Source organism: Dendronalium sp. ChiSLP03b (assembly GCF_034531165.2).
Lineage (GTDB): Bacteria > Cyanobacteriota > Cyanobacteriia > Cyanobacteriales > Nostocaceae > Dendronalium > Dendronalium minutum.
The window spans coordinates 65,602-83,481 of record NZ_JAVRBR020000013.1; the positions used below are offsets into that span (position 1 = coordinate 65,602).

General features: G+C 41.8%; 18 protein-coding genes. 8 read left to right on the forward strand and 10 right to left on the reverse strand.

What is annotated here, in order from left to right:
- Positions 1-4: 4 nt before the first annotated feature.
- Genes RMY31_RS02735 through RMY31_RS02750 form a run of 4 tightly spaced genes read right to left on the reverse strand, consistent with a single transcriptional unit; the run spans position 5 to position 2,392 of the window.
- Positions 5-841: a NifU family protein gene (locus RMY31_RS02735; protein ID WP_322661523.1), complete on the reverse strand. Its 837-nt coding sequence runs from the start codon at positions 839-841 to the stop codon at positions 5-7.
- A gap of 22 nt (positions 842-863) precedes the next feature.
- A complete protein-coding gene (locus RMY31_RS02740; protein WP_322661521.1) occupies positions 864-1,088 on the reverse strand; it encodes a hypothetical protein in 225 nt (74 codons plus the stop codon).
- 8 nt (positions 1,089-1,096) lie between these two features.
- Entirely contained in the window at positions 1,097-1,363 is a 267-nt protein-coding gene (locus tag RMY31_RS02745; protein WP_322661518.1) for a hypothetical protein, read from the reverse strand.
- A 60-nt stretch (positions 1,364-1,423) separates the two neighbouring features.
- A complete protein-coding gene (locus tag RMY31_RS02750; RefSeq protein ID WP_322661516.1) occupies positions 1,424-2,392 on the reverse strand; it encodes a hypothetical protein in 969 nt (322 codons plus the stop codon).
- Positions 2,393-2,799: 407 nt separating this feature from the next.
- Between RMY31_RS02750 and RMY31_RS02755 the strand changes: the two genes are divergently transcribed.
- From RMY31_RS02755 to RMY31_RS02770, 4 genes are all read left to right on the forward strand, one after another.
- Complete coding sequence (locus RMY31_RS02755) at positions 2,800-3,615, forward strand: Rpn family recombination-promoting nuclease/putative transposase (protein ID WP_322661514.1); 816 nt, start codon at positions 2,800-2,802, stop codon at positions 3,613-3,615.
- 498 nt (positions 3,616-4,113) lie between these two features.
- The gene (locus RMY31_RS02760; RefSeq protein ID WP_322661512.1) at positions 4,114-5,076 is read left to right on the forward strand and encodes a hydrogenase small subunit; all 963 of its coding nucleotides are present in this window, start codon (positions 4,114-4,116) and stop codon (positions 5,074-5,076) included.
- Between the two features lie 95 nt (positions 5,077-5,171).
- The gene (locus RMY31_RS02765) at positions 5,172-6,767 is read left to right on the forward strand and encodes a nickel-dependent hydrogenase large subunit (protein ID WP_322661510.1); all 1,596 of its coding nucleotides are present in this window, start codon (positions 5,172-5,174) and stop codon (positions 6,765-6,767) included.
- 272 nt (positions 6,768-7,039) lie between these two features.
- Positions 7,040-7,492 (forward strand): hypothetical protein, encoded by a 453-nt coding sequence (locus RMY31_RS02770; protein ID WP_322661508.1) that lies wholly within the window; start codon positions 7,040-7,042, stop codon positions 7,490-7,492.
- Positions 7,493-7,551: 59 nt separating this feature from the next.
- On the opposite strand, the gene RMY31_RS02775 is transcribed toward RMY31_RS02770, so the two are convergent.
- The 3 genes from RMY31_RS02775 to RMY31_RS02785 all read right to left on the reverse strand — a co-directional run bounded on the left by RMY31_RS02775 (position 7,552) and on the right by RMY31_RS02785 (position 9,914).
- Complete coding sequence (locus RMY31_RS02775) at positions 7,552-8,658, reverse strand: ABC transporter ATP-binding protein (RefSeq protein WP_322661506.1); 1,107 nt, start codon at positions 8,656-8,658, stop codon at positions 7,552-7,554.
- A gap of 283 nt (positions 8,659-8,941) precedes the next feature.
- Positions 8,942-9,160: a type II toxin-antitoxin system HicB family antitoxin gene (locus RMY31_RS02780; protein ID WP_322661504.1), complete on the reverse strand. Its 219-nt coding sequence runs from the start codon at positions 9,158-9,160 to the stop codon at positions 8,942-8,944.
- Positions 9,161-9,185: 25 nt separating this feature from the next.
- The gene (locus RMY31_RS02785; RefSeq protein WP_322661502.1) at positions 9,186-9,914 is read right to left on the reverse strand and encodes a GUN4 domain-containing protein; all 729 of its coding nucleotides are present in this window, start codon (positions 9,912-9,914) and stop codon (positions 9,186-9,188) included.
- A 283-nt stretch (positions 9,915-10,197) separates the two neighbouring features.
- Here RMY31_RS02785 and RMY31_RS02790 point away from each other — a divergent pair, with 283 nt between their 5' ends.
- On the forward strand, positions 10,198-11,625 hold the full coding sequence (locus RMY31_RS02790) for an NADP-dependent isocitrate dehydrogenase (protein WP_322661501.1): 1,428 nt from the start codon (positions 10,198-10,200) through the stop codon (positions 11,623-11,625).
- 334 nt (positions 11,626-11,959) lie between these two features.
- On the opposite strand, the gene RMY31_RS02795 is transcribed toward RMY31_RS02790, so the two are convergent.
- The 3 genes from RMY31_RS02795 to RMY31_RS02805 form a co-directional block, all read right to left on the reverse strand.
- Positions 11,960-12,289, reverse strand: a complete 330-nt coding sequence (locus tag RMY31_RS02795; protein WP_322661499.1) for a hypothetical protein — start codon at positions 12,287-12,289, stop codon at positions 11,960-11,962.
- Positions 12,290-12,489: 200 nt separating this feature from the next.
- Positions 12,490-13,302: an alpha/beta hydrolase gene (locus RMY31_RS02800; RefSeq protein ID WP_322661497.1), complete on the reverse strand. Its 813-nt coding sequence runs from the start codon at positions 13,300-13,302 to the stop codon at positions 12,490-12,492.
- Positions 13,303-13,593: 291 nt separating this feature from the next.
- Positions 13,594-14,319, reverse strand: a complete 726-nt coding sequence (locus RMY31_RS02805) for a 1-acyl-sn-glycerol-3-phosphate acyltransferase (protein ID WP_322661495.1) — start codon at positions 14,317-14,319, stop codon at positions 13,594-13,596.
- Between the two features lie 546 nt (positions 14,320-14,865).
- On the opposite strand from RMY31_RS02805, the gene metG reads away from it, so the two are divergent.
- The 3 genes from metG to RMY31_RS02820 all read left to right on the forward strand — a co-directional run bounded on the left by metG (position 14,866) and on the right by RMY31_RS02820 (position 17,717).
- Positions 14,866-16,467: a methionine--tRNA ligase gene (gene metG, locus RMY31_RS02810; RefSeq protein ID WP_409877174.1), complete on the forward strand. Its 1,602-nt coding sequence runs from the start codon at positions 14,866-14,868 to the stop codon at positions 16,465-16,467.
- Between the two features lie 170 nt (positions 16,468-16,637).
- A complete protein-coding gene (locus RMY31_RS02815; protein WP_322661489.1) occupies positions 16,638-17,270 on the forward strand; it encodes an NYN domain-containing protein in 633 nt (210 codons plus the stop codon).
- 201 nt (positions 17,271-17,471) lie between these two features.
- On the forward strand, positions 17,472-17,717 hold the full coding sequence (locus RMY31_RS02820) for a hypothetical protein (protein ID WP_409877176.1): 246 nt from the start codon (positions 17,472-17,474) through the stop codon (positions 17,715-17,717).
- Positions 17,718-17,880 lie beyond the last annotated feature (163 nt).

Genomic DNA, 17,880 nt, shown 5'->3' on the forward strand with positions numbered 1-17,880 from the left:
TTTATCATTTTTGGATTTGCACAAAAACTTTATCGCCTTTAATCTGTACTGGATATGACTGCAAAGGAACATCAGTAGTAGTTAAGCACTCACCAGTTTCTAAGTTGTACTGAAATCCATGGGATGGACAGGTGATAATACCATTTTCTACTTTACCCGTATCTAGAGGAGATGCTAGGTGAGTGCAAGCATTGCAATAACAAGTGATATTTATACCTTGACGATATAAAATCAGTGAATGACCAACAACTTTTACTGCAAATACACCAAACTCTGGAATTTTATCGACATTTGTTACCTTTACCCAAGTAGAAGTTACCTGGGGAGAAAATGGACTGATTAAACTAGAATTGGCATTGCTAGCAACTGAAGTGTCATTAACAGCAATTACTTTGGTAATTTCCGGGCAATGGTTTTTGATAGCCTGTTCTACACCCTGAGATAAAGTCAAAGTCGAGGCAGGACAACTGCTACAACTTCCTATTAATTTCACTTCTACTGCATCTGGTGGTTTAAAAGCTACCAGTTCTATATCGCCGCTATGGCTTTTTAAGCCTGGGCGAACTTCTTCAAGGGCTGTCTGAATGCGTTCTAAAATCGTTGGTTTGACTAGTTCGTGATAAAGCAAGACTGCGTAAACCACCTCATCAGCAACAGCAAGACGCAAAGGTGACATTGATTCTTGCTTGAGGCTTTTAATTAACCGTATCAAAGCTTCTTTATGTAAAGCTTCAATAGCCCTTTTTAGCCCTACTGCTACAGACCTTTGGCTTTCATCCCACTCGGATATAATTGCCTCAAAACGGTTAATTTCTTGAATGAATTCTTTGAGGTTAGTCATTAGTTAGCAGTCAAAAATAAACTCACTTCATTTTGAAACCCTTGAGCAGAAATGGCATAACTATGCCTGTAATTAAGCTAGATAATGTTATTGGTAAACAAAAGGGAATTTCCGCTTGAGCTAGTAGCACTAGTAATAGCAAACCAATACTAATACCAATTGTGGTTTGCCGAATAAAATATATGGGATCGCGCAGTAGCTTGCCTTGAAAAAATAACTTAGCAGAAAACCACCCTATTTCTAACATCTTACCTCCTAAAAGTTCGTCCATAATGTCAGTATAACCAGCCCTAATAATATGGCTGGAATTGCACCAGCAGGCGCAAATAATGCACCAAGCATTGCTGAGAAAGAATAACCTATATCTTTTCCGGCTAATATCATGCCACCAATAGCACCACCAATCATAGATACAACTGTTGCTAGGACTAACCACAATAATCCTGTAACTATGTTTAAGTCTCCAGCCAGCATATTTTGGAGAAAATCACTTACATTAGGAGCGCTCAAAATATCTCTCATGTTCTATTATCCTTCTTATTCAAGTTAGGTGTTAGAAGTTAGAAATTAAATTTATCGCTATTAATTATTCATTTCTACTTCTACATCTTGCAAAGCTTGCGCTACTACTTCTGCTTGTTCTATTTGTTGATGTTGGGTAAATATTTGCCAAGCTTGTTGATAGTAGTTGCGTGCTTGTAAGAGATTTTGTAAGTTACCAGCTTCTGGTTTTTCTGGATTATCTGGTAAGTTAAATAAGGCGTTAGCTTTGTTAGAAATTGTGTTAGCGTACTCCAAGGGTGCGTCTTTGAAATTACGTACTTTTAACGCTTCATCATAAGCTGCGATCGCCCGCAAATTATTCTCCACGGGATGGGAACTCACTAAATATTGCAAAGCGTTACCCAAGTTGTTTTGCAACATCGCATATTCCCTAGGATGGTCAATCAGATTAATATGCTTCAGTGCGACTTCAAATGACTGTACTGCTAACCCTTGACGCAAGTATTCTCGTTCCGATGCCATGGGCATAGAAAGGTAAGCGATCGCAATATTGTTATATAAAATCGCGTACTCCTGCGGGTAATTTTCCCAGGTAAACACGCGCAATGCCTCATGATAAGCTTGGATGCTATCAGCTATACGCGCCAAATTAAATGGCACAAGTGACTGTAACACCAGCCCAAAATTCATCTGTGCCTCCGCCACTTCTTCGGGCAAGGCTAATTGTTGTAGAATTGGCAGCGCCTCTTCATAACCTACTTTCGCTTGCAACAGTAATTCAGTTCCTGCATCCGGAATTGTCCGTAACGTCCCTGCCATCCCTACTTGGGCACGGGCTTTCAGTAAGGGATACTCCTCACTAGACATTTCATGCGCCCGGTAATACAGAGAAACTGCATTTCGCAAGTCTTGGGCCTTTTTGGGCTTTTTTTGAAAGCCTTGTGCCATCTCGATCAGCATCTGGATTTTTTCCTCTACTGTTGCTGATTCTGATGCCATAGCTGCGATCGCTGCCTTCACCGCTGAATCTGTAATGCTAGGGGTCATAACTGCCGTACTCTAGCCAATTGGGAATGATGTTAACGCCCACTAAAAATAGAGACACGCGATCGCGTCTAATCAGGGGCCATACCGATTTACGCAGGCTTTGAATCTCTTTGGCGAAATTTCCCTTTATGAAGAGACTAGAGACTGGGAATTAAAGATCGGGGAAAAGTTTTCCCAATACCCAGTCCCGTTTTTATGAATCAATTTTTCTACTATAAAACACCCTGTTTCTAAAATTCTAGGGGGGAATTGCCAATATTAATGTCAGCTTTAAACACCTGATATTTTTCAAATATGTTTTGTATCATCAATTAACACAATCCAAATATTTTTTTCAGGGTGAGACTCCAAAAGTCACGCCATCGCCGAAGTGTAAAATATATTCATCAACTGTAAAACTAACTCTTTTGAAAACAGACAGTATCTTTTATCGCATCTTCCAAAGTATCCCCAGCACTTTCTTTGAACTAATTAACCAACCACCGCAATTAGCTAGTGCTTACCAATTTTCCTCAGTAGAAGTTAAACAACTAACGTTTAGAATCGATGGTGTCTTCCTCCCAAATGCAAAAGAATTACCCATCTATTTTGCCGAAGTCCAATTTCAACCAGACAAAAAATTCTACTCACGTTTGTTTACCGAAATTTTTAACTATCTCGACAAAACCGAATTAACCAACACTTGGCGTGGTGTTGTCATCTTCCCCAACCGCAGTGTTGATACTGGAGATACCGAAAGATATACAGAAATACTCAACTCACAACGAGTAACTCGCGTCTATCTTGACGAATTAAGCTTGATTGAGGCATCATCAATCGGCATAGAGACAGTTAAACTAATCATCGAACCCGAATCAACTGCCATAACAAAAGCTATAGAGATAGTAAACACTGCCCAACAGCAAATTGCAGATCTCGCTACTCAGAGGGAAATTATACAATTAATAGAGACGATATTAATCTACAAATTGCCGCGATTGAGTCAGGAGGAGATAGAAAAAATGTTTGGATTAAATGAGTTAAGGCAAACTAGATTTTACCAAGATGTTTTTGAAGAAGGTAAACAAGAAGGCAAACAAGAAGGTAGGCAAGAAGGTAAACAAGAAGGTAAGTTAGAAACGATACCCCAGTTGTTAGCGTTGGGGTTAAGTATTGAGCAGATAGCTCAAGCGTTAGGTTTGGACGAACAGCTTGTTAGGCAAGCTGCACAACCGAAATCCTAAAAAAATAGGGTAGGCCAATGCTCAAATTTTTCCGACTGCGATCGCAGACCCCTATCCGAGGGCGATCGCCTTTCACCTTTATCTATATCAAAGTATAAATTCCAAAATTGTTATTAATAATTCCAGAGTTTTAACAGCAAAAAATTAAGTAGCCGTCATGAACTGCGTACACCAAAAGGCAGGAACAAGATACTAGTGACTAGTATTTTTACTTGGCATTCAGCATTTTTTTAAATAAGTTTGAGGTTGTCCAAGGTCAGAAACTAAAGGTAAAAGGCAATTTTTTTATTAAATGTGTAACGCATATAACAGACATTAACCTTGAAATTATTCTTGATGTAATTTCAGTTTTTGTTAATGCTTAATTCTTTTTTAATAAAATAGAATTAAATAAAAAAATATCTTATTGTTGAAAAATAAATATTGATAAATAGGTGAGACTCTACAAGCTTTATCACCTACATCGTGCATGGTAAACGATAGAAAAAAGCATAGCTGATGACTAACGTACTCTGGCTGCAAGGTGGTGCTTGTTCTGGCAACACCATGTCATTTCTCAACGCCGAAGAACCGACAGTCTGCGATTTGATTGCTGACTTTGGCATCAAGGTACTGTGGCATCCCTCCTTGGGATTGGAATTAGGCAACAATTTGCAAACACTGCTGTGGGATTGCATTTCTGGCACAATTCCTCTAGATATCTTGGTATTTGAAGGTAGCGTGGTTAACGCCCCCAACGGTACAGGCGAATGGAATCGGTTTGCCGATCGCCCTATGAAAGACTGGTTAACTGACCTTTCCAAAGCTGCTAAATTTATCGTCGCTGTAGGTGACTGTGCCACATGGGGAGGAATTCCCGCCATGTCACCCAACCCCAGCGAATCGGAAGGCTTGCAATTTCTCAAGCGTCAAGAAGGCGGTTTTTTGGGAAAAGATTTTATTTCCCAAGCAGGATTACCTGTAATTAACATACCTGGGTGTCCCGCCCATCCCGATTGGATTACCCAGATATTAGTTGCGATCGCCACCGGACGCATCGCCGACATCGCCCTCGACGAACTGCATCGTCCCCAAACCTTCTTCAACACCTACACGCAAACAGGTTGTACCCGCAACGTCCACTTTGCCTACAAAGCCTCAACTGCCGAATTTGGTCAGCGTAAAGGTTGCCTCTTCTACGACTTGGGTTGTCGCGGCCCCATGACTCATTCCTCCTGCAACCGTATTTTGTGGAACCGCGTTTCCTCCAAAACCCGCGCCGGAATGCCTTGTTTGGGTTGCACAGAACCAGAATTTCCCTTCTTTGACCTCAAACCCGGAACTGTATTTAAAACTCAGACAGTAATGGGCGTTCCCAAAGAATTACCGCCAGGAGTGAAAAAGAAAGACTACGCTTTACTCACAATGGTTGCCAAAGACGCAGCCCCAGCTTGGGCAGAAGAAGACTTTTTTACAGTTTAGGAATTGGGGACTGGGAACTGGGGACTGGGAATTATCCCAATACCCAATCTCTGATTTTCAATACTCACTCCCATTACCAATTAAAGGAGAGGAGAATGGGAATTCAAACATTAGATATATCGCCCGTTGGTAGAGTTGAGGGTGATTTAGATGTCCGTGTCGAAATTGAAGATGGACGAGTAGTCAACGCTTGGACACATGCCGAACTGTTTCGCGGATTTGAAGTTATTCTGCGCGGCAAAGACCCCCAAGCGGGATTAATTGTCACACCTCGTATTTGTGGTATTTGCGGCGGTTCTCACCTGACTTGTGCATCGTGGGCATTAGATACCGCTTGGGGTACAGAAGTTCCTCGCAATGCGATTTTGGCGAGAAATTTAGGTCAAATTGTCGAAACAATCCAAAGTATACCTCGGTACTTTTATGGTTTGTTTGCTATTGACTTAACAAATAAAAATTACCGCAGGAGTCGCTTTTATGAAGAAGCTGTTAGACGCTTTGCCGCCTTTACTGGCAAGTCTTACGAATTGGGCATAACAATTTCTGCTAAACCTGTAGAAATTTATGCCCTGCTAGGCGGTCAATGGCCGCATTCTAGCTACATGGTTCCTGGTGGTGTCATGTGCGCCCCCACCTTAACAGACATTACCCGCGCCTGGGCGATTCTAGAATATTTCCGCACCAATTGGTTAGAACCAGTCTGGTTGGGTTGTTCTTTAGAACGCTACGAAGAAATCCAGACATATGATGACTTCATGGACTGGCTAGATGAAGACCGAAATCATCGTGAGTCAGACTTGGGTTTTTACTGGCGGATGGGTTTAGATATCGGTCTAGATAGGTATGGCGCTGGTGTTGGTAAATATGTCACTTGGGGATATTTAGCCCATGAGGATAAATATCAAAACCCCACCATCGACGGACGCAATGCCGCCACAATCATGAAAAGTGGAGTGTACGACAGCTTCACTGATACTCACACCTTGATGGATCAGAGTTTCACCCGCGAGAATACGACTCACTCTTGGTATGAAGAAGGCACAGCTGATATTCATCCTAGCGATCGCACAACTAAACCCACTCCAAATAACACCAAAGACTTTGACAATGCCTATTCTTGGGCGAGTGCAGTCCTTCACAAAGACTTCGGACGTTTAGAAGCCGGCCCTTTAGCACGTCAGTTGGTATCGGGTGGTAAACATGGAGAGTCTTGGCAACACTATGACGGATTCATCCTGGATGTATTCAAGCAGATGCGCGGCCCCAACATTCACGTGCGTCAACTTGCACGACTGCACGAAATTGTCAAGTTATATCGCCAAGCCGAACACTGTTTGCGTGAGTTCAAATTAAACGACCCCTGGTATATCAAACCTACAGAAAAAGATGGCAAAGGTTGGGGTGCAACCGAAGCAGCGCGGGGTTCTCTGTGTCACTGGGTAGAGATAGAGGGCGGTAAAATTAAGAATTACCAAGTAATTGCTCCTGGTACTTGGAATATCGGTCCCCGTGACGGTGAAGGCATTCGCGGCCCCATTGAAGAAGCTTTAGTCGGGACACCCATCGACGATCCTACCGACCCTGTAGAAGTTGGTCATGTGGCGCGATCGTTTGACTCTTGTTTGGTGTGTACAGTTCACGCCCATGATGCGAAAACTGGTGAAGAACTAGCGCGTTTTCGCACTGCGTAAAAGATACTAATAGCTAATTATTATCTAGTTAGCTATTAGTTCATCACTATTGCAACAACACAATACATAGCACTGTATTTTTCGTTCTGGTGTAGGAATAATCTGAAATTCTTAACATTACTTAATGGCAGAAGTATAGCATCTAACACTAAAAGGTTTTGATGCAGTTAGTCATTGAGTCACTGGCCAAAAGAAAAGGAGCGATCGCTATTTCGTAAAAAAGGGTTAAATTATTTCAGTAACGTCCTAAATTTTTATAAAAAAATACATTTATGAAAAAGTTAATTTCGATAACTGCTTTAATTATTTTCTCTCTTGGCATTGTCAGTTGTGAAAACTCACAAACAAATACCTCAAAGGAAACTCAAATTAATCCAACCCCATCAGCTAAGATTGAACCTACAAAAGAAACTTCTATCACAACTCAACTTCCAACTGACACATCTCAAAAACCTGTAACCAAACAACCAGAAATTGGCACAATCAAAGAGATGGTAAATGGTGACATTATGTGCTATGTCACTCTAGTAGATGAAAAAGGAATCGAACATAATGTCGGCGCATTGTTTGAGATTTGTGCAGAACAAGCAACTTTTTTAAACAAAAAAGTACGTGCCTTTTATGAAATCCACTCGGTGAATGATTGTGAAAGTGCCGAACCTTGTGGTAAAAGCCGCGAAGAATCTCTAATTGCAAAACTGGAAATTTTGAGTGAAAAATCTTAAAACAGAATTCAGGAGTCAGGAGTCAGAATTAAGATTTTTGAATTGCAGCCAAAAAATCGTTAATTTTCAGGCGAGATCCGATCGCCAGTTTTAGGGTCGAACACAAACAACTGATTTAAATCGAGTTGTAAAGACAGGCGATCGCCTGGACGCGGACGCACATCCCCACCCACTTGTATATTCAATAACGCTGTAGAACTAGGCAATCCAGCACGAATCAAGGTTTCTCTTCCCAAAGGTTCTACCACCTTCACTTCAACTACTAGGAGTGCTGAGTTCTGAGTTCTGAGTTCTGAGTCAGTGCTGATTGTTATATGCTCTGGTCTAATTCCCAAATCAAAACTTTGTCCCTGACGCAAATTCAATTTTTCTCTCGCATCTGTAGGAACTGGTAATAACTGGCCGCTAACATCAAAACCATCATTCTTATAAATTGCAGGCAAAATATTCATCGGTGGACTGCCTAAAAAAGTCGCCACCATTTGATTAGCGGGACGAGCATAAATACTTTGCGGGTCGCCGATTTGTTGAATTCTGCCCCGATTTAGCACCACAATCTTATCAGCCAAAGTCATCGCTTCAACTTGATCGTGAGTGACGTAGACAGTTGTAATTTCTAATTCTTGATGTAGCTGTTTTAATTCTGCTCTTGTATCATCTCGCAATTGGGCATCCAAATTAGACAAAGGTTCATCGAGTAAAAACACTTGTGGTTCCCGAGCGATCGCTCTTCCCAATGCTACCCGTTGTTGCTGTCCTCCAGAAAGTTGTTTGGGTTTGCGATCTAGCAAGTGTTCCAAAGATAGCGATCGCGCTACATTTACTACTCGTTCTTGAACAATCCTTTGGTCAACTTTCCGCATCTGCAACCCAAAGGCAATATTTTGCGCTACCGTCATGTGAGGATAGAGGGCGTAGTTTTGGAACACCATCGCTACATCCCTTTGCCTTGCTGGGATATTGTTCACCAACTGATCCCCAATAAATAGTTTGCCAGATGTGGCAGTTTCTAAACCGGCGATCGTTCGTAAAATTGTAGATTTACCACAACCCGAAGGCCCGACTAAAACCCAAAACTCGCCATCAGGAATTTCAAAGCTAATGTCCTCGATAGCGGTGACATTGTTAAACCGACGTTTAATATCTTCGAGACGAACTTTTGCCATTATCCAATTTGAGACTTAAGATTGTGGATTTGAGATTGATAGGGATTCCCTAACTTTCTTATTCCAGCAATGCTATAAACTCTTCTCTTTTAAGTTCAGCATCGCGTGGTATCTTAGTAGCAACCCTCTAGCAATAGTTTTACCGACACAAATAGGAATAGTTACTAAGCGTCCATTGTCATTTTCCATTTGCACGTGACTACCTTTTTACCGCACCACCTAAAATCCTTTTTTTCAAGGGTGCTAATAACTTTTGTGCCTATTAAACCTGGTAGCTTTGGCATTAAACCACTACCTTTTGAATACCTACAAATTCCGGTATTATTTCATCCTTTTCTGCTTCTAGACAAAGTCCAATGACTTCTTTAATATTCACCATTAACTCATCAATTGTTTCTCCTTGGCTGTAACAGGCTTTGATCTGAGGAACTTCTCCAACATAGTAGCCATCTTCATCTCGTTCAATGATGACGTAAAATTCTCGCTTGGCGGCATTCGTCATAATTTATCTTTCGGTAGTCTCACAATCATGTTTCTGAATTCTTCGACCAAGCTGGGTGAGAAAATAAAGAACTAATCACTCTCACTCCTCGCAGTTGATTGGATAGGGGTAAGTGACCTTTTGGGGCACTCAAATCCCAGGTAAACTCATTGGGATACCGCGTCCAGTTATTACCTTTTTTCCAGCTAATTTTAGGCCAGAAATTATCCCAGTTTTTTCCTAAACTTAACCAGATTTCTCGCTGCACTGAAAAGCCAAACTTACCCTCAGAGTGAACTAGCCACAGGTTATTAATGGTTTGCAAGTCAATAGCAGGGAAACTTTCTACGTCAGTAAAATACAACCATTTTCTTTGTACAGCCGTTGGCCCTGCTAGTTCACACATTTTTTGGATGGTGATGCGATCGGCTGCTTGGAAGTCTTGGACAGCAAGTAGCTGTTGCAAAGGATTGTAATTAATCCCGCACCCTGATTTTAGAGGTACAATTCCCTCAGGAAAACTGGAAAGCAGAAATTCTTTGGCTTGAGGTGCGTCAGAGTTGTAAAGGACTTGGTAGACTTTGCCATCGACCCAAGTTGCTGGGTTGTCACGTCGTTTCAATAAAAATTCCATCAACACGTCTAATCCTTCATTACCCAAGTCAGCTAACTGTGGGATGATTTGTTGTTGGACTTGAAAAGACCCAGCGATTAACTGGAGGCGGAGAGAGTCGATGTCATTAGCAGGGCCTGATAAAATCATTGGGTCTGTCATGCCATTACTCGTGTTAGCGGTCAGTGAAAAAGCGATCGACTATCAGGCGTTCTTCAAAGTGAAGTACTGATAGCGAAAAGTAGTTTACTATTTTTGATCGTACAAAATTGCGATGCCTTCACTGAATTCCATACTTTAGCCCCAAATTAATGTACAAGGGGAATAGGGGGAAAATCTGCGCCTCATGACTTACTTGGTGAACAAAAGACACAACAAAATCTGCCAGCCCGCTAAATTAGAGATTTTCAACAGTGGCGGCATATCGATCAGGAGTATGTGAAGTATGTACGACAAGATTACCCCCCCCACAACCGGAGCAAAAATCACCTTTAAAAATGGTGAACCGATTGTGCCAGACAATCCAATTATCCCCTTTATTCGTGGCGACGGTACAGGTATAGATATCTGGCCTGCTGCCCAAAAAGTGTTGGATGCTGCGGTAAAAACGGCATACAAGGGCCAGCGTCAAATTAGTTGGTTCAAGGTTTATGCTGGTGACGAAGCATGTGATTTATACGGTACTTATCAGTATTTACCTGAAGATACTCTGACGGCAATTCAAGAATATGGTGTAGCTATTAAAGGCCCTCTGACTACTCCAGTTGGGGGTGGTATTCGTTCTTTAAATGTGGCACTGCGGCAAATTTTTGACCTCTATGCTTGCGTGCGTCCTTGCCGCTACTATGCAGGTACACCTTCACCCCACAAAAATCCTGAAAAGCTGGATGTAATTGTCTATCGAGAAAATACGGAAGATATTTATTTGGGTATTGAATGGCGGCAAGGTAGCGAAATCGGCGATCGCCTCATTGCCATCCTCAATAAAGAACTGATCCCCGCCACCCCAGAACATGGCAAGAAGCAAATTCCTCTTGATGCTGGTATTGGCATCAAACCAATCAGCAAAAAGGGTTCTCAGCGCCTCGTGCGGCGCGCTATCAAACATGCCTTACTCCTGCCTAAACACAAGCAACAGGTGACTTTGGTGCATAAAGGCAACATCATGAAGTACACCGAAGGCGCTTTCCGCGATTGGGGTTACGAATTAGCAACTAGTGAGTTTCGTCAAGAAACTGTCACCGAACGGGAATCTTGGATTTTGAGTAATAAGGAGAAAAATCCCGATCTCTCTTTGGAAGACAACGCCCGACAAATCGATCCGGGTTTTGATGCCCTTACCCAAGAGAAAAAAGCGCAAATTGTCAAGGAAGTCGAAAACGTTCTTAACTCAATTTGGGCAACCCACGGTAACGGCCAATGGAAAGACAAGGTGTTGGTGAACGATCGCATTGCTGACAGCATTTTTCAACAAATCCAAACTAGACCAGATGAGTATTCGATTTTGGCGACGATGAACTTAAACGGGGATTACTTGTCTGATGCTGCGGCGGCAATTGTGGGCGGATTGGGAATGGGACCAGGGGCAAATATTGGTGATGTCTGTGCCATATTTGAAGCGACCCATGGCACCGCGCCCAAACATGCTGGGTTAGATCGGATTAATCCTGGTTCGGTGATTTTGTCCGGTGTAATGATGCTGGAGTATCTAGGTTGGCAAGAAGCAGCAGACCTGATTAAGAAAGGTTTAGGGGATGCGATCGCTAGCAGTCAAGTCACCTACGATTTAGCACGGTTACTAGAACCACCTGTGGAACCCTTAAAATGTTCTGAATTTGCTGAGGCGATTATTCAGCATTTTGGTAATGGGTAATCTAGTTTAGACCGTAAAAATTGGGGAGTAAGGAATTATGAATGCTAAATTTTCGTCATTCATAATTCTTTGCCTCAATTCCTAATTCGTTCGACTTCTTACAAAAGTTGGGTAAAGGTGTAGATTCTTTTTACCTTCTTATTGCTATTGATAGGAAGTCCATATATCAAGAAAGCAACTACAACTCTTCAATTGTTACTAAACCGCCTTCGGTAAACTGTATTACAAGTTCATGGTTTTTATTTAAACACATAATATAAACGACCGGAATTCAATAAAAATTAAAAAAATCCGCCCGAATAGGATTTATAAACACTTACTTATCCAGAACAGATTATGAATAAAATCTGATAAAAATCAATCCTCCTAGAACTGCTCCCACAATAATGCCTATAATCGAGAAAATTGAAATCCAAACAAGCCAGCTGACGCTTTCAGTGCTAAACATGAAACCACCTGGAAATTCTTGAACCCTTGAACCAACTAAATGACCAATAAAAATACCAACTATTACACCAAGTAATCCTCCCAAAAATGAATATAAAAATAACTTGAGAGTTACTTGAATATTTTGGCTAAACAATAAATAAATTATTGCCCAAAGCGATCCGATAATTACTGATATTCCTACTGATACTACTACACAAAAAATTATCGCTTTCATCCCTTTTTTTGCAGTCTTAACTGTGGGTAAACATATAAGGTTTAGGACTTGATAGTAACATTGCAAAAATATTGCTAATGTTGGGTTTCGCGTTGCTCAACCCAACCTAGACCTAACGCACTATTTTAGCTGTGTTATGCCAGTATGGTACGTTGACCTACGGCATAACGCACCCTACAAAATTCAAGTTAATCCAGCTTCTAAACTGACGATTTCACTGTTTGAATGCTACTTTCTAAAAAGTTATTCTCCTGGAGAATTTCATAGAGATTAGTACCTTCTTCCAGCAAACAAGCATGTCCGCTGTAGGGTAAAATCATCGTCTTGGCATTAGGTAAAATCTCAGCAATTCGCTTCACTTCCGCTACGGAAGGTAACAACCGATCGCTAGCACCAGCAATCAGCAAAACTGGTTGAGTTAGACGGCGTAACTGCTCTGGATTAACATTAAATTCCCTTAATAAAGATAGCCGCCACATAACTGTTTCTGGTGGTACAGTACGCATAGTTTTCAGCAATTCTTGGCGGTCGCTTCTCGACATGCGTGCCAAAGATGCTAAAAACGGCAACAATCCCAGTGCCCCGAAATCATAAAGGAATTCTGGTACACAGGAAATCAGTTGGGATGCCCAATTTAACCAAGGACGCAGATGAAAGGCAGAAGCTGGGTTAATTAGGATAATTCGCTTAAATAACTGTGGCGCTTCGATCGCTACTTTCATCGCCAAACAACCCCCGAAGGACTCACCACATAAGTAAACTGGCCTTTGGGAACTTTTTTCTAATTCGGCGTGGATCAAGTCTAAGACGTTGTCAGCTAGGGCATCCCAACTGGTGAGGTCTTTCCTGGGGATCGCCAAACAGCGGACATCAAAGCCAGCTTCTAACCCAGCAGTTTGCGATCGCAATAGCTGTCCAGTTCCATCTAAACCAGGTAAATATACAAACAACGGGTACTCTAGTTGTACTCGTTTAGGAGAAAGGAAACAGGGCTTTAACTCAACTTCTGGCATTGTCAAATTTGAATTGAATTTCCTAGTTTTATATAGTTTTACTGATGAAAACTCATACTTTCTCAGTCCAGGATCGTATGAGTCTGATCGACGAAAGAAGATTTATAAAATCTGCTAAAATCATAACTTGGAAAGTAAAAAACACATTGTATATAATTTAGTTAACTTTTGATTGGTGACTGTTGCTCTTTAACAGTTTTAATCAAGCTCATCAGGAAAAATTATGTAAAACAGTTGATTATTTCTCCTTGTGACACTTCATGTATTTGTCACATCAACTAATTTAATCTTCTAATAACAACCTTGATGTAGTAAATGAGCAATTTCGCTGTGGCAGTGTTCTGTTAGTTCAGTGACGACAGTTTTGGCTTGCTTGCCGTGATATGTTTTTTGATGTTGCGGCGTAATCCAATAAGGGCGACCGATTAAGACGGCGACTCGACGATATAGAACTAAAGGATGCCAACCAGGTTGATTAAACAAAGGTTCGGAAGGGTCGAATAAACTTAACAGTCGTAAGGGAAAACCATTAGTGTTTACCTCTTCCAAAGAAGCGATCGCGATCGGCAAAATTGCTAAATCTTGCACATCAGCTCGCAATGCCAAATGAGCAAATCCCCGCTGAAATTCCCCCAAGTGATTTGGTTGGGTAAATTTCACCATTGGTTTAGTTCCTTCTGGAAAAACTCCTACCATTTGCTTTGAACGCAACAGCACCTGTGACTGCACAAAAAAGCTTTGCTGGCGGTTTTGGGTTTCCTCCAAAGGAAAACACCCCAATTGTCCCGTGACAAACTCCCGCATGACTGGCACTTGTCCCATGTAGTGATGGCAAGCAAAGCGGATTGGATTGGATAACGCTGACATTAAAACCAGTGCATCCATAAAGCTGCGGTGATTGCTGACTACTAACAAACTCGCATCCTGGGGAATACGATCCTCGTAATAACGAAACATGCGCGTTGAAAGTGCTGCCAAGAAAGCGTGGGAAAAATCTAGAGGGCTATTTAGACTCATACCTAATCAAAATTTTTCGTTTCGGAAAATATCGCAGTTTATCTTGATTTAATTTTTACATTTCTTTACTATTATCATGACCGCCTTAAGGTAGAAATGTTTTATTCACATAGACAGCCAATAAAAGAGTTAAATATTAAACATGTAGATGCCCTTTTGGCAACTTCCCGAAGGATAATGTGAAGTTATCCCACCTATAGAGAACAATGCATGAATACTAAAAAAATCAGATTTTTGTCCACCAGTAGCTAGGTATAAAACGATAAATCTCTACCACATGCTTTATCCTTTACAGTTGGTGACTTCTTTGTGTTCCCGATCACAATATATGAAATAAAAAGCATTCAAAGTTATTATTAGCAGTTAAATTCTATTTTTTAGGTAAAAAATAGCTAGATTTATATATGACAAAACAATTCTTGACCTGATAAATTTGCTAGCATCAAGCTGTAGTTTGAAAAAAATGATAGTAATGTTATATAATTGCGTGGCTTTGCCGTTAAAAGTAAGATATAAAACGTTTTAATAATTTGTTTTTTATACTGCATGAATCTAGTGGATAAAACAGAAAAAACATTTGCCCTGACTACACCCTTATATTATGTAAACGATGTCCCTCACGTCGGCAGTGCTTACACAACGATGGCAGCAGACGTTTTGGCGAGGTTTCACAGACTTTTAGGGCGTAGAGTCCTGCTAATTACAGGTACAGATGAACACGGGCAAAAAATTCAGCGTTCGGCAGAGAGCGTCGGCAAGGCCCCACAAGAGTTTTGCGATGAAATTGTGCCCAGCTTTGTTAACCTATGGCAGTTATTGAATATTCAATACGATCGCTTTAGTCGCACAACCGCCACTCGTCATGAAGCGATCGTCAAACAATTCTTCGGGCGAGTCTGGGAAAAAGGCGACATTTACCAGGGACAACAAAAAGGTTGGTACTGCGTATCTTGCGAAGAATTTAAGGAAGAACGAGAGCTGCTAGAGGGACACCGCTGCCCCATTCACACTAACAAAGAAGTCGAGTGGCGAGACGAACAAAACTACTTTTTCCGCCTATCCAAATATCAAACTCAATTGCAAGAGTTTTACCAGTCGCATCCAGATTTTATTCAGCCAGAGAGTCGTCGCAACGAAGTCCTGAACTTTGTAGAGCAAGGGCTGCAAGACTTTTCCATTTCACGAGTAAATCTAGACTGGGGCTTTCCAGTACCAACCGATCCCCAGCACACCCTTTATGTTTGGTTTGATGCACTGCTGGGTTATGTAACAGCATTACTAGAACCAGATGACGAACCGACATTAGAAAATGCTTTGGCAACATGGTGGCCGATAAACTTGCACCTAATTGGTAAAGATATCCTGCGTTTCCATGCAGTCTACTGGCCGGCAATGTTGTTGTCATCTGGCTTACCTTTGCCAGAGCGAGTCTTTGGACATGGCTTTTTGACCAAAGATGGTCAAAAAATGGGGAAAGCGCTGGGTAATACCCTCGATCCCGTAGCCCTAGTCCAGCGCTATGGTAGTGATGCCGTTCGTTATTACTTCCTTAAGGAAATCGAATTTGGCAAGGATGGCGACTTTAATGAAGTTAGATTCATTAATGTTCTGAATGCAGATTTGGCAAATGACTTAGGCAATTTGTTAAATCGCACCTTGAATATGGTGAAAAAATACTGCCCTGGTGATGCACTGCCGATAGCAAATGAAGCCATTCCTGCCGAACATCCTTTAAAAACGATTGGTTTACGTCTAGGGGAACAGGTAAAACGAGCCTATGAAGCGCTAGCTTTCAGTCATGCCTGCGAGCCTATCCTTTTGCTGGTGCAAGCCAGTAATAAGTTTATTGACGACCAGGCCCCTTGGTCATTATATAAACAAGGGCAGCAGCAGGAGGTGGAAAAAGTACTTTACGCAGTTCTGGAATCTGTTAGACTAGCAGCTTATCTTCTGTCCCCAGTGATTCCAAATATCAGTAACGATATTTATCGGCAGCTGGGCTTTGGAATTAACTTTAACGATCGCATAAAAACTTCAATTGCTGCCCCTTTTAGCATCCATGCAACATGGGGGGTACTATCCAGTAAACAACAGTTGGGTACACCCCAACCAATATTTAAGCGAATAGAACCCCCTAAAAACGATTAGTTTTTTAATCTCTGCTCAATTTCTGATTTTGTTCAATTTCTTAATTTCTCTTCTCACAAAATTTAACGGAGCTGAAAAATATTAGCCCCGGAAAATTATCATAAACCAGCATGTAAAATTCAGAAAATTGTATCAAAAATAACAAGGATAATAACTGAGGTATGACATCAATGTTGAATAATTTGGAAAACGATTCGATATTTACGCCAGAACAAGTTTTAGAGAATCGCGGGCGTGTTGCCATATTTATTGATGGCTCAAATCTATTTTACGCCGCATTGCAATTAGGAATAGAAATAGATTACACAAAGCTCCTATGTCGTTTAACAGGCGGTTCTAGACTATTGCGTGCCTTCTTCTACACTGGAGTAGACAGAACAAACGAGAAACAACAAGGATTTTTGCTGTGGATGCGTCGCAATGGCTATCGAGTAATTGCCAAAGACTTAGTACAGCTACCAGACGGTTCTAAAAAAGCTAACTTGGATGTAGAAATAGCCGTAGATATGATGGCTTTAGTAGATTCATATGATACCGCTGTTTTAGTCAGTGGTGACGGGGATCTGGCATATGCGGTAAATTCAGTCAGCTATCGCGGTGTACGGGTAGAAGTGGTAAGTTTGCGCTCAATGACAAGTGACAGCTTAATTAATGTGAGCGATCGCTACATTGATTTAGAAGCCATCAAAGAAGATATTCAAAAAACCCCACGCCAAAGCTATCCATATCGACCACTATCTGCCATGGGTTTCTTGGAAGACCCGCGAGATAGTGAAGGACATCTGGAAATTCAAGATACATAAGGGCTGGGGATTGGGTACTGGGGATCAGGACAATAACTACTGATTCCTACTCAGCAACGCCACTTTCTCCACTTGGGGAGCCACTCCGTTGTGGGGGTTGCCACGCCACTTGCTCCACTTGGGGAAACCCCTGCGTACCCGTCAGTGGCTGCCCGTTGTAGGCGGAACGCCTTCCCGCAGGGTAGCAGGGTAGGAAGTGGCATGAAAGCTCAAGACCCTTCGGGTTTAGCACTTTGCTATCGACGGAAACCCTTACGGGTGACGCTCGTTCGCGTAGCTTCTCCCCTTGGGAGAAGACTCGCGCTTCGCTGCGCTAACAGCACTTTGCTATCGACGGGAACCGCCTTCGCGCCAGCGTCTCCCCTTTGGGAGAAGACAGCCAGTGCTTCATTCACCGCGGCGGCTCCTCAGTACTTTATAAGGCAGGAACAAAGCGATAGCGAATAATTCAAAGGAAAAGGGGAGAACTAGACATTCTCCCCACTTTTGTTTATTTGCTTCTACATTTTTGGCAACTCAAGCCATTAAAGATGGTAACTGAGAGATGAGGGAGATTCGGTGAAGAAGACAGAGTCTTTGGATGCCACTTCCTACCCTGTCCCCGCGTCCC

What these genes read in the sequence shown, in the direction of transcription:
- RMY31_RS02735 (WP_322661523.1), bottom strand. Translation starts at nt 841, where the DNA reads ATGACTAACCTCAAAGAATTCATTCAAGAAATTAACCGTTTTGAGGCA.
- RMY31_RS02740 (WP_322661521.1), bottom strand. Translation starts at nt 1,088, where the DNA reads ATGTTAGAAATAGGGTGGTTTTCTGCTAAGTTATTTTTTCAAGGCAAG.
- RMY31_RS02745 (WP_322661518.1), bottom strand. Translation starts at nt 1,363, where the DNA reads ATGAGAGATATTTTGAGCGCTCCTAATGTAAGTGATTTTCTCCAAAAT.
- RMY31_RS02750 (WP_322661516.1), bottom strand. Translation starts at nt 2,392, where the DNA reads ATGACCCCTAGCATTACAGATTCAGCGGTGAAGGCAGCGATCGCAGCT.
- RMY31_RS02760 (WP_322661512.1), top strand. Translation starts at nt 4,114, where the DNA reads ATGACTAACGTACTCTGGCTGCAAGGTGGTGCTTGTTCTGGCAACACC.
- RMY31_RS02765 (WP_322661510.1), top strand. Translation starts at nt 5,172, where the DNA reads ATGGGAATTCAAACATTAGATATATCGCCCGTTGGTAGAGTTGAGGGT.
- RMY31_RS02770 (WP_322661508.1), top strand. Translation starts at nt 7,040, where the DNA reads ATGAAAAAGTTAATTTCGATAACTGCTTTAATTATTTTCTCTCTTGGC.
- RMY31_RS02775 (WP_322661506.1), bottom strand. Translation starts at nt 8,658, where the DNA reads ATGGCAAAAGTTCGTCTCGAAGATATTAAACGTCGGTTTAACAATGTC.
- RMY31_RS02780 (WP_322661504.1), bottom strand. Translation starts at nt 9,160, where the DNA reads ATGACGAATGCCGCCAAGCGAGAATTTTACGTCATCATTGAACGAGAT.
- RMY31_RS02785 (WP_322661502.1), bottom strand. Translation starts at nt 9,914, where the DNA reads ATGACAGACCCAATGATTTTATCAGGCCCTGCTAATGACATCGACTCT.
- RMY31_RS02790 (WP_322661501.1), top strand. Translation starts at nt 10,198, where the DNA reads ATGTACGACAAGATTACCCCCCCCACAACCGGAGCAAAAATCACCTTT.
- RMY31_RS02795 (WP_322661499.1), bottom strand. Translation starts at nt 12,289, where the DNA reads ATGAAAGCGATAATTTTTTGTGTAGTAGTATCAGTAGGAATATCAGTA.
- RMY31_RS02800 (WP_322661497.1), bottom strand. Translation starts at nt 13,302, where the DNA reads ATGCCAGAAGTTGAGTTAAAGCCCTGTTTCCTTTCTCCTAAACGAGTA.
- RMY31_RS02805 (WP_322661495.1), bottom strand. Translation starts at nt 14,319, where the DNA reads ATGAGTCTAAATAGCCCTCTAGATTTTTCCCACGCTTTCTTGGCAGCA.
- metG (WP_409877174.1), top strand. Translation starts at nt 14,866, where the DNA reads ATGAATCTAGTGGATAAAACAGAAAAAACATTTGCCCTGACTACACCC.
- RMY31_RS02815 (WP_322661489.1), top strand. Translation starts at nt 16,638, where the DNA reads ATGTTGAATAATTTGGAAAACGATTCGATATTTACGCCAGAACAAGTT.
- RMY31_RS02820 (WP_409877176.1), top strand. Translation starts at nt 17,472, where the DNA reads ATGAAAGCTCAAGACCCTTCGGGTTTAGCACTTTGCTATCGACGGAAA.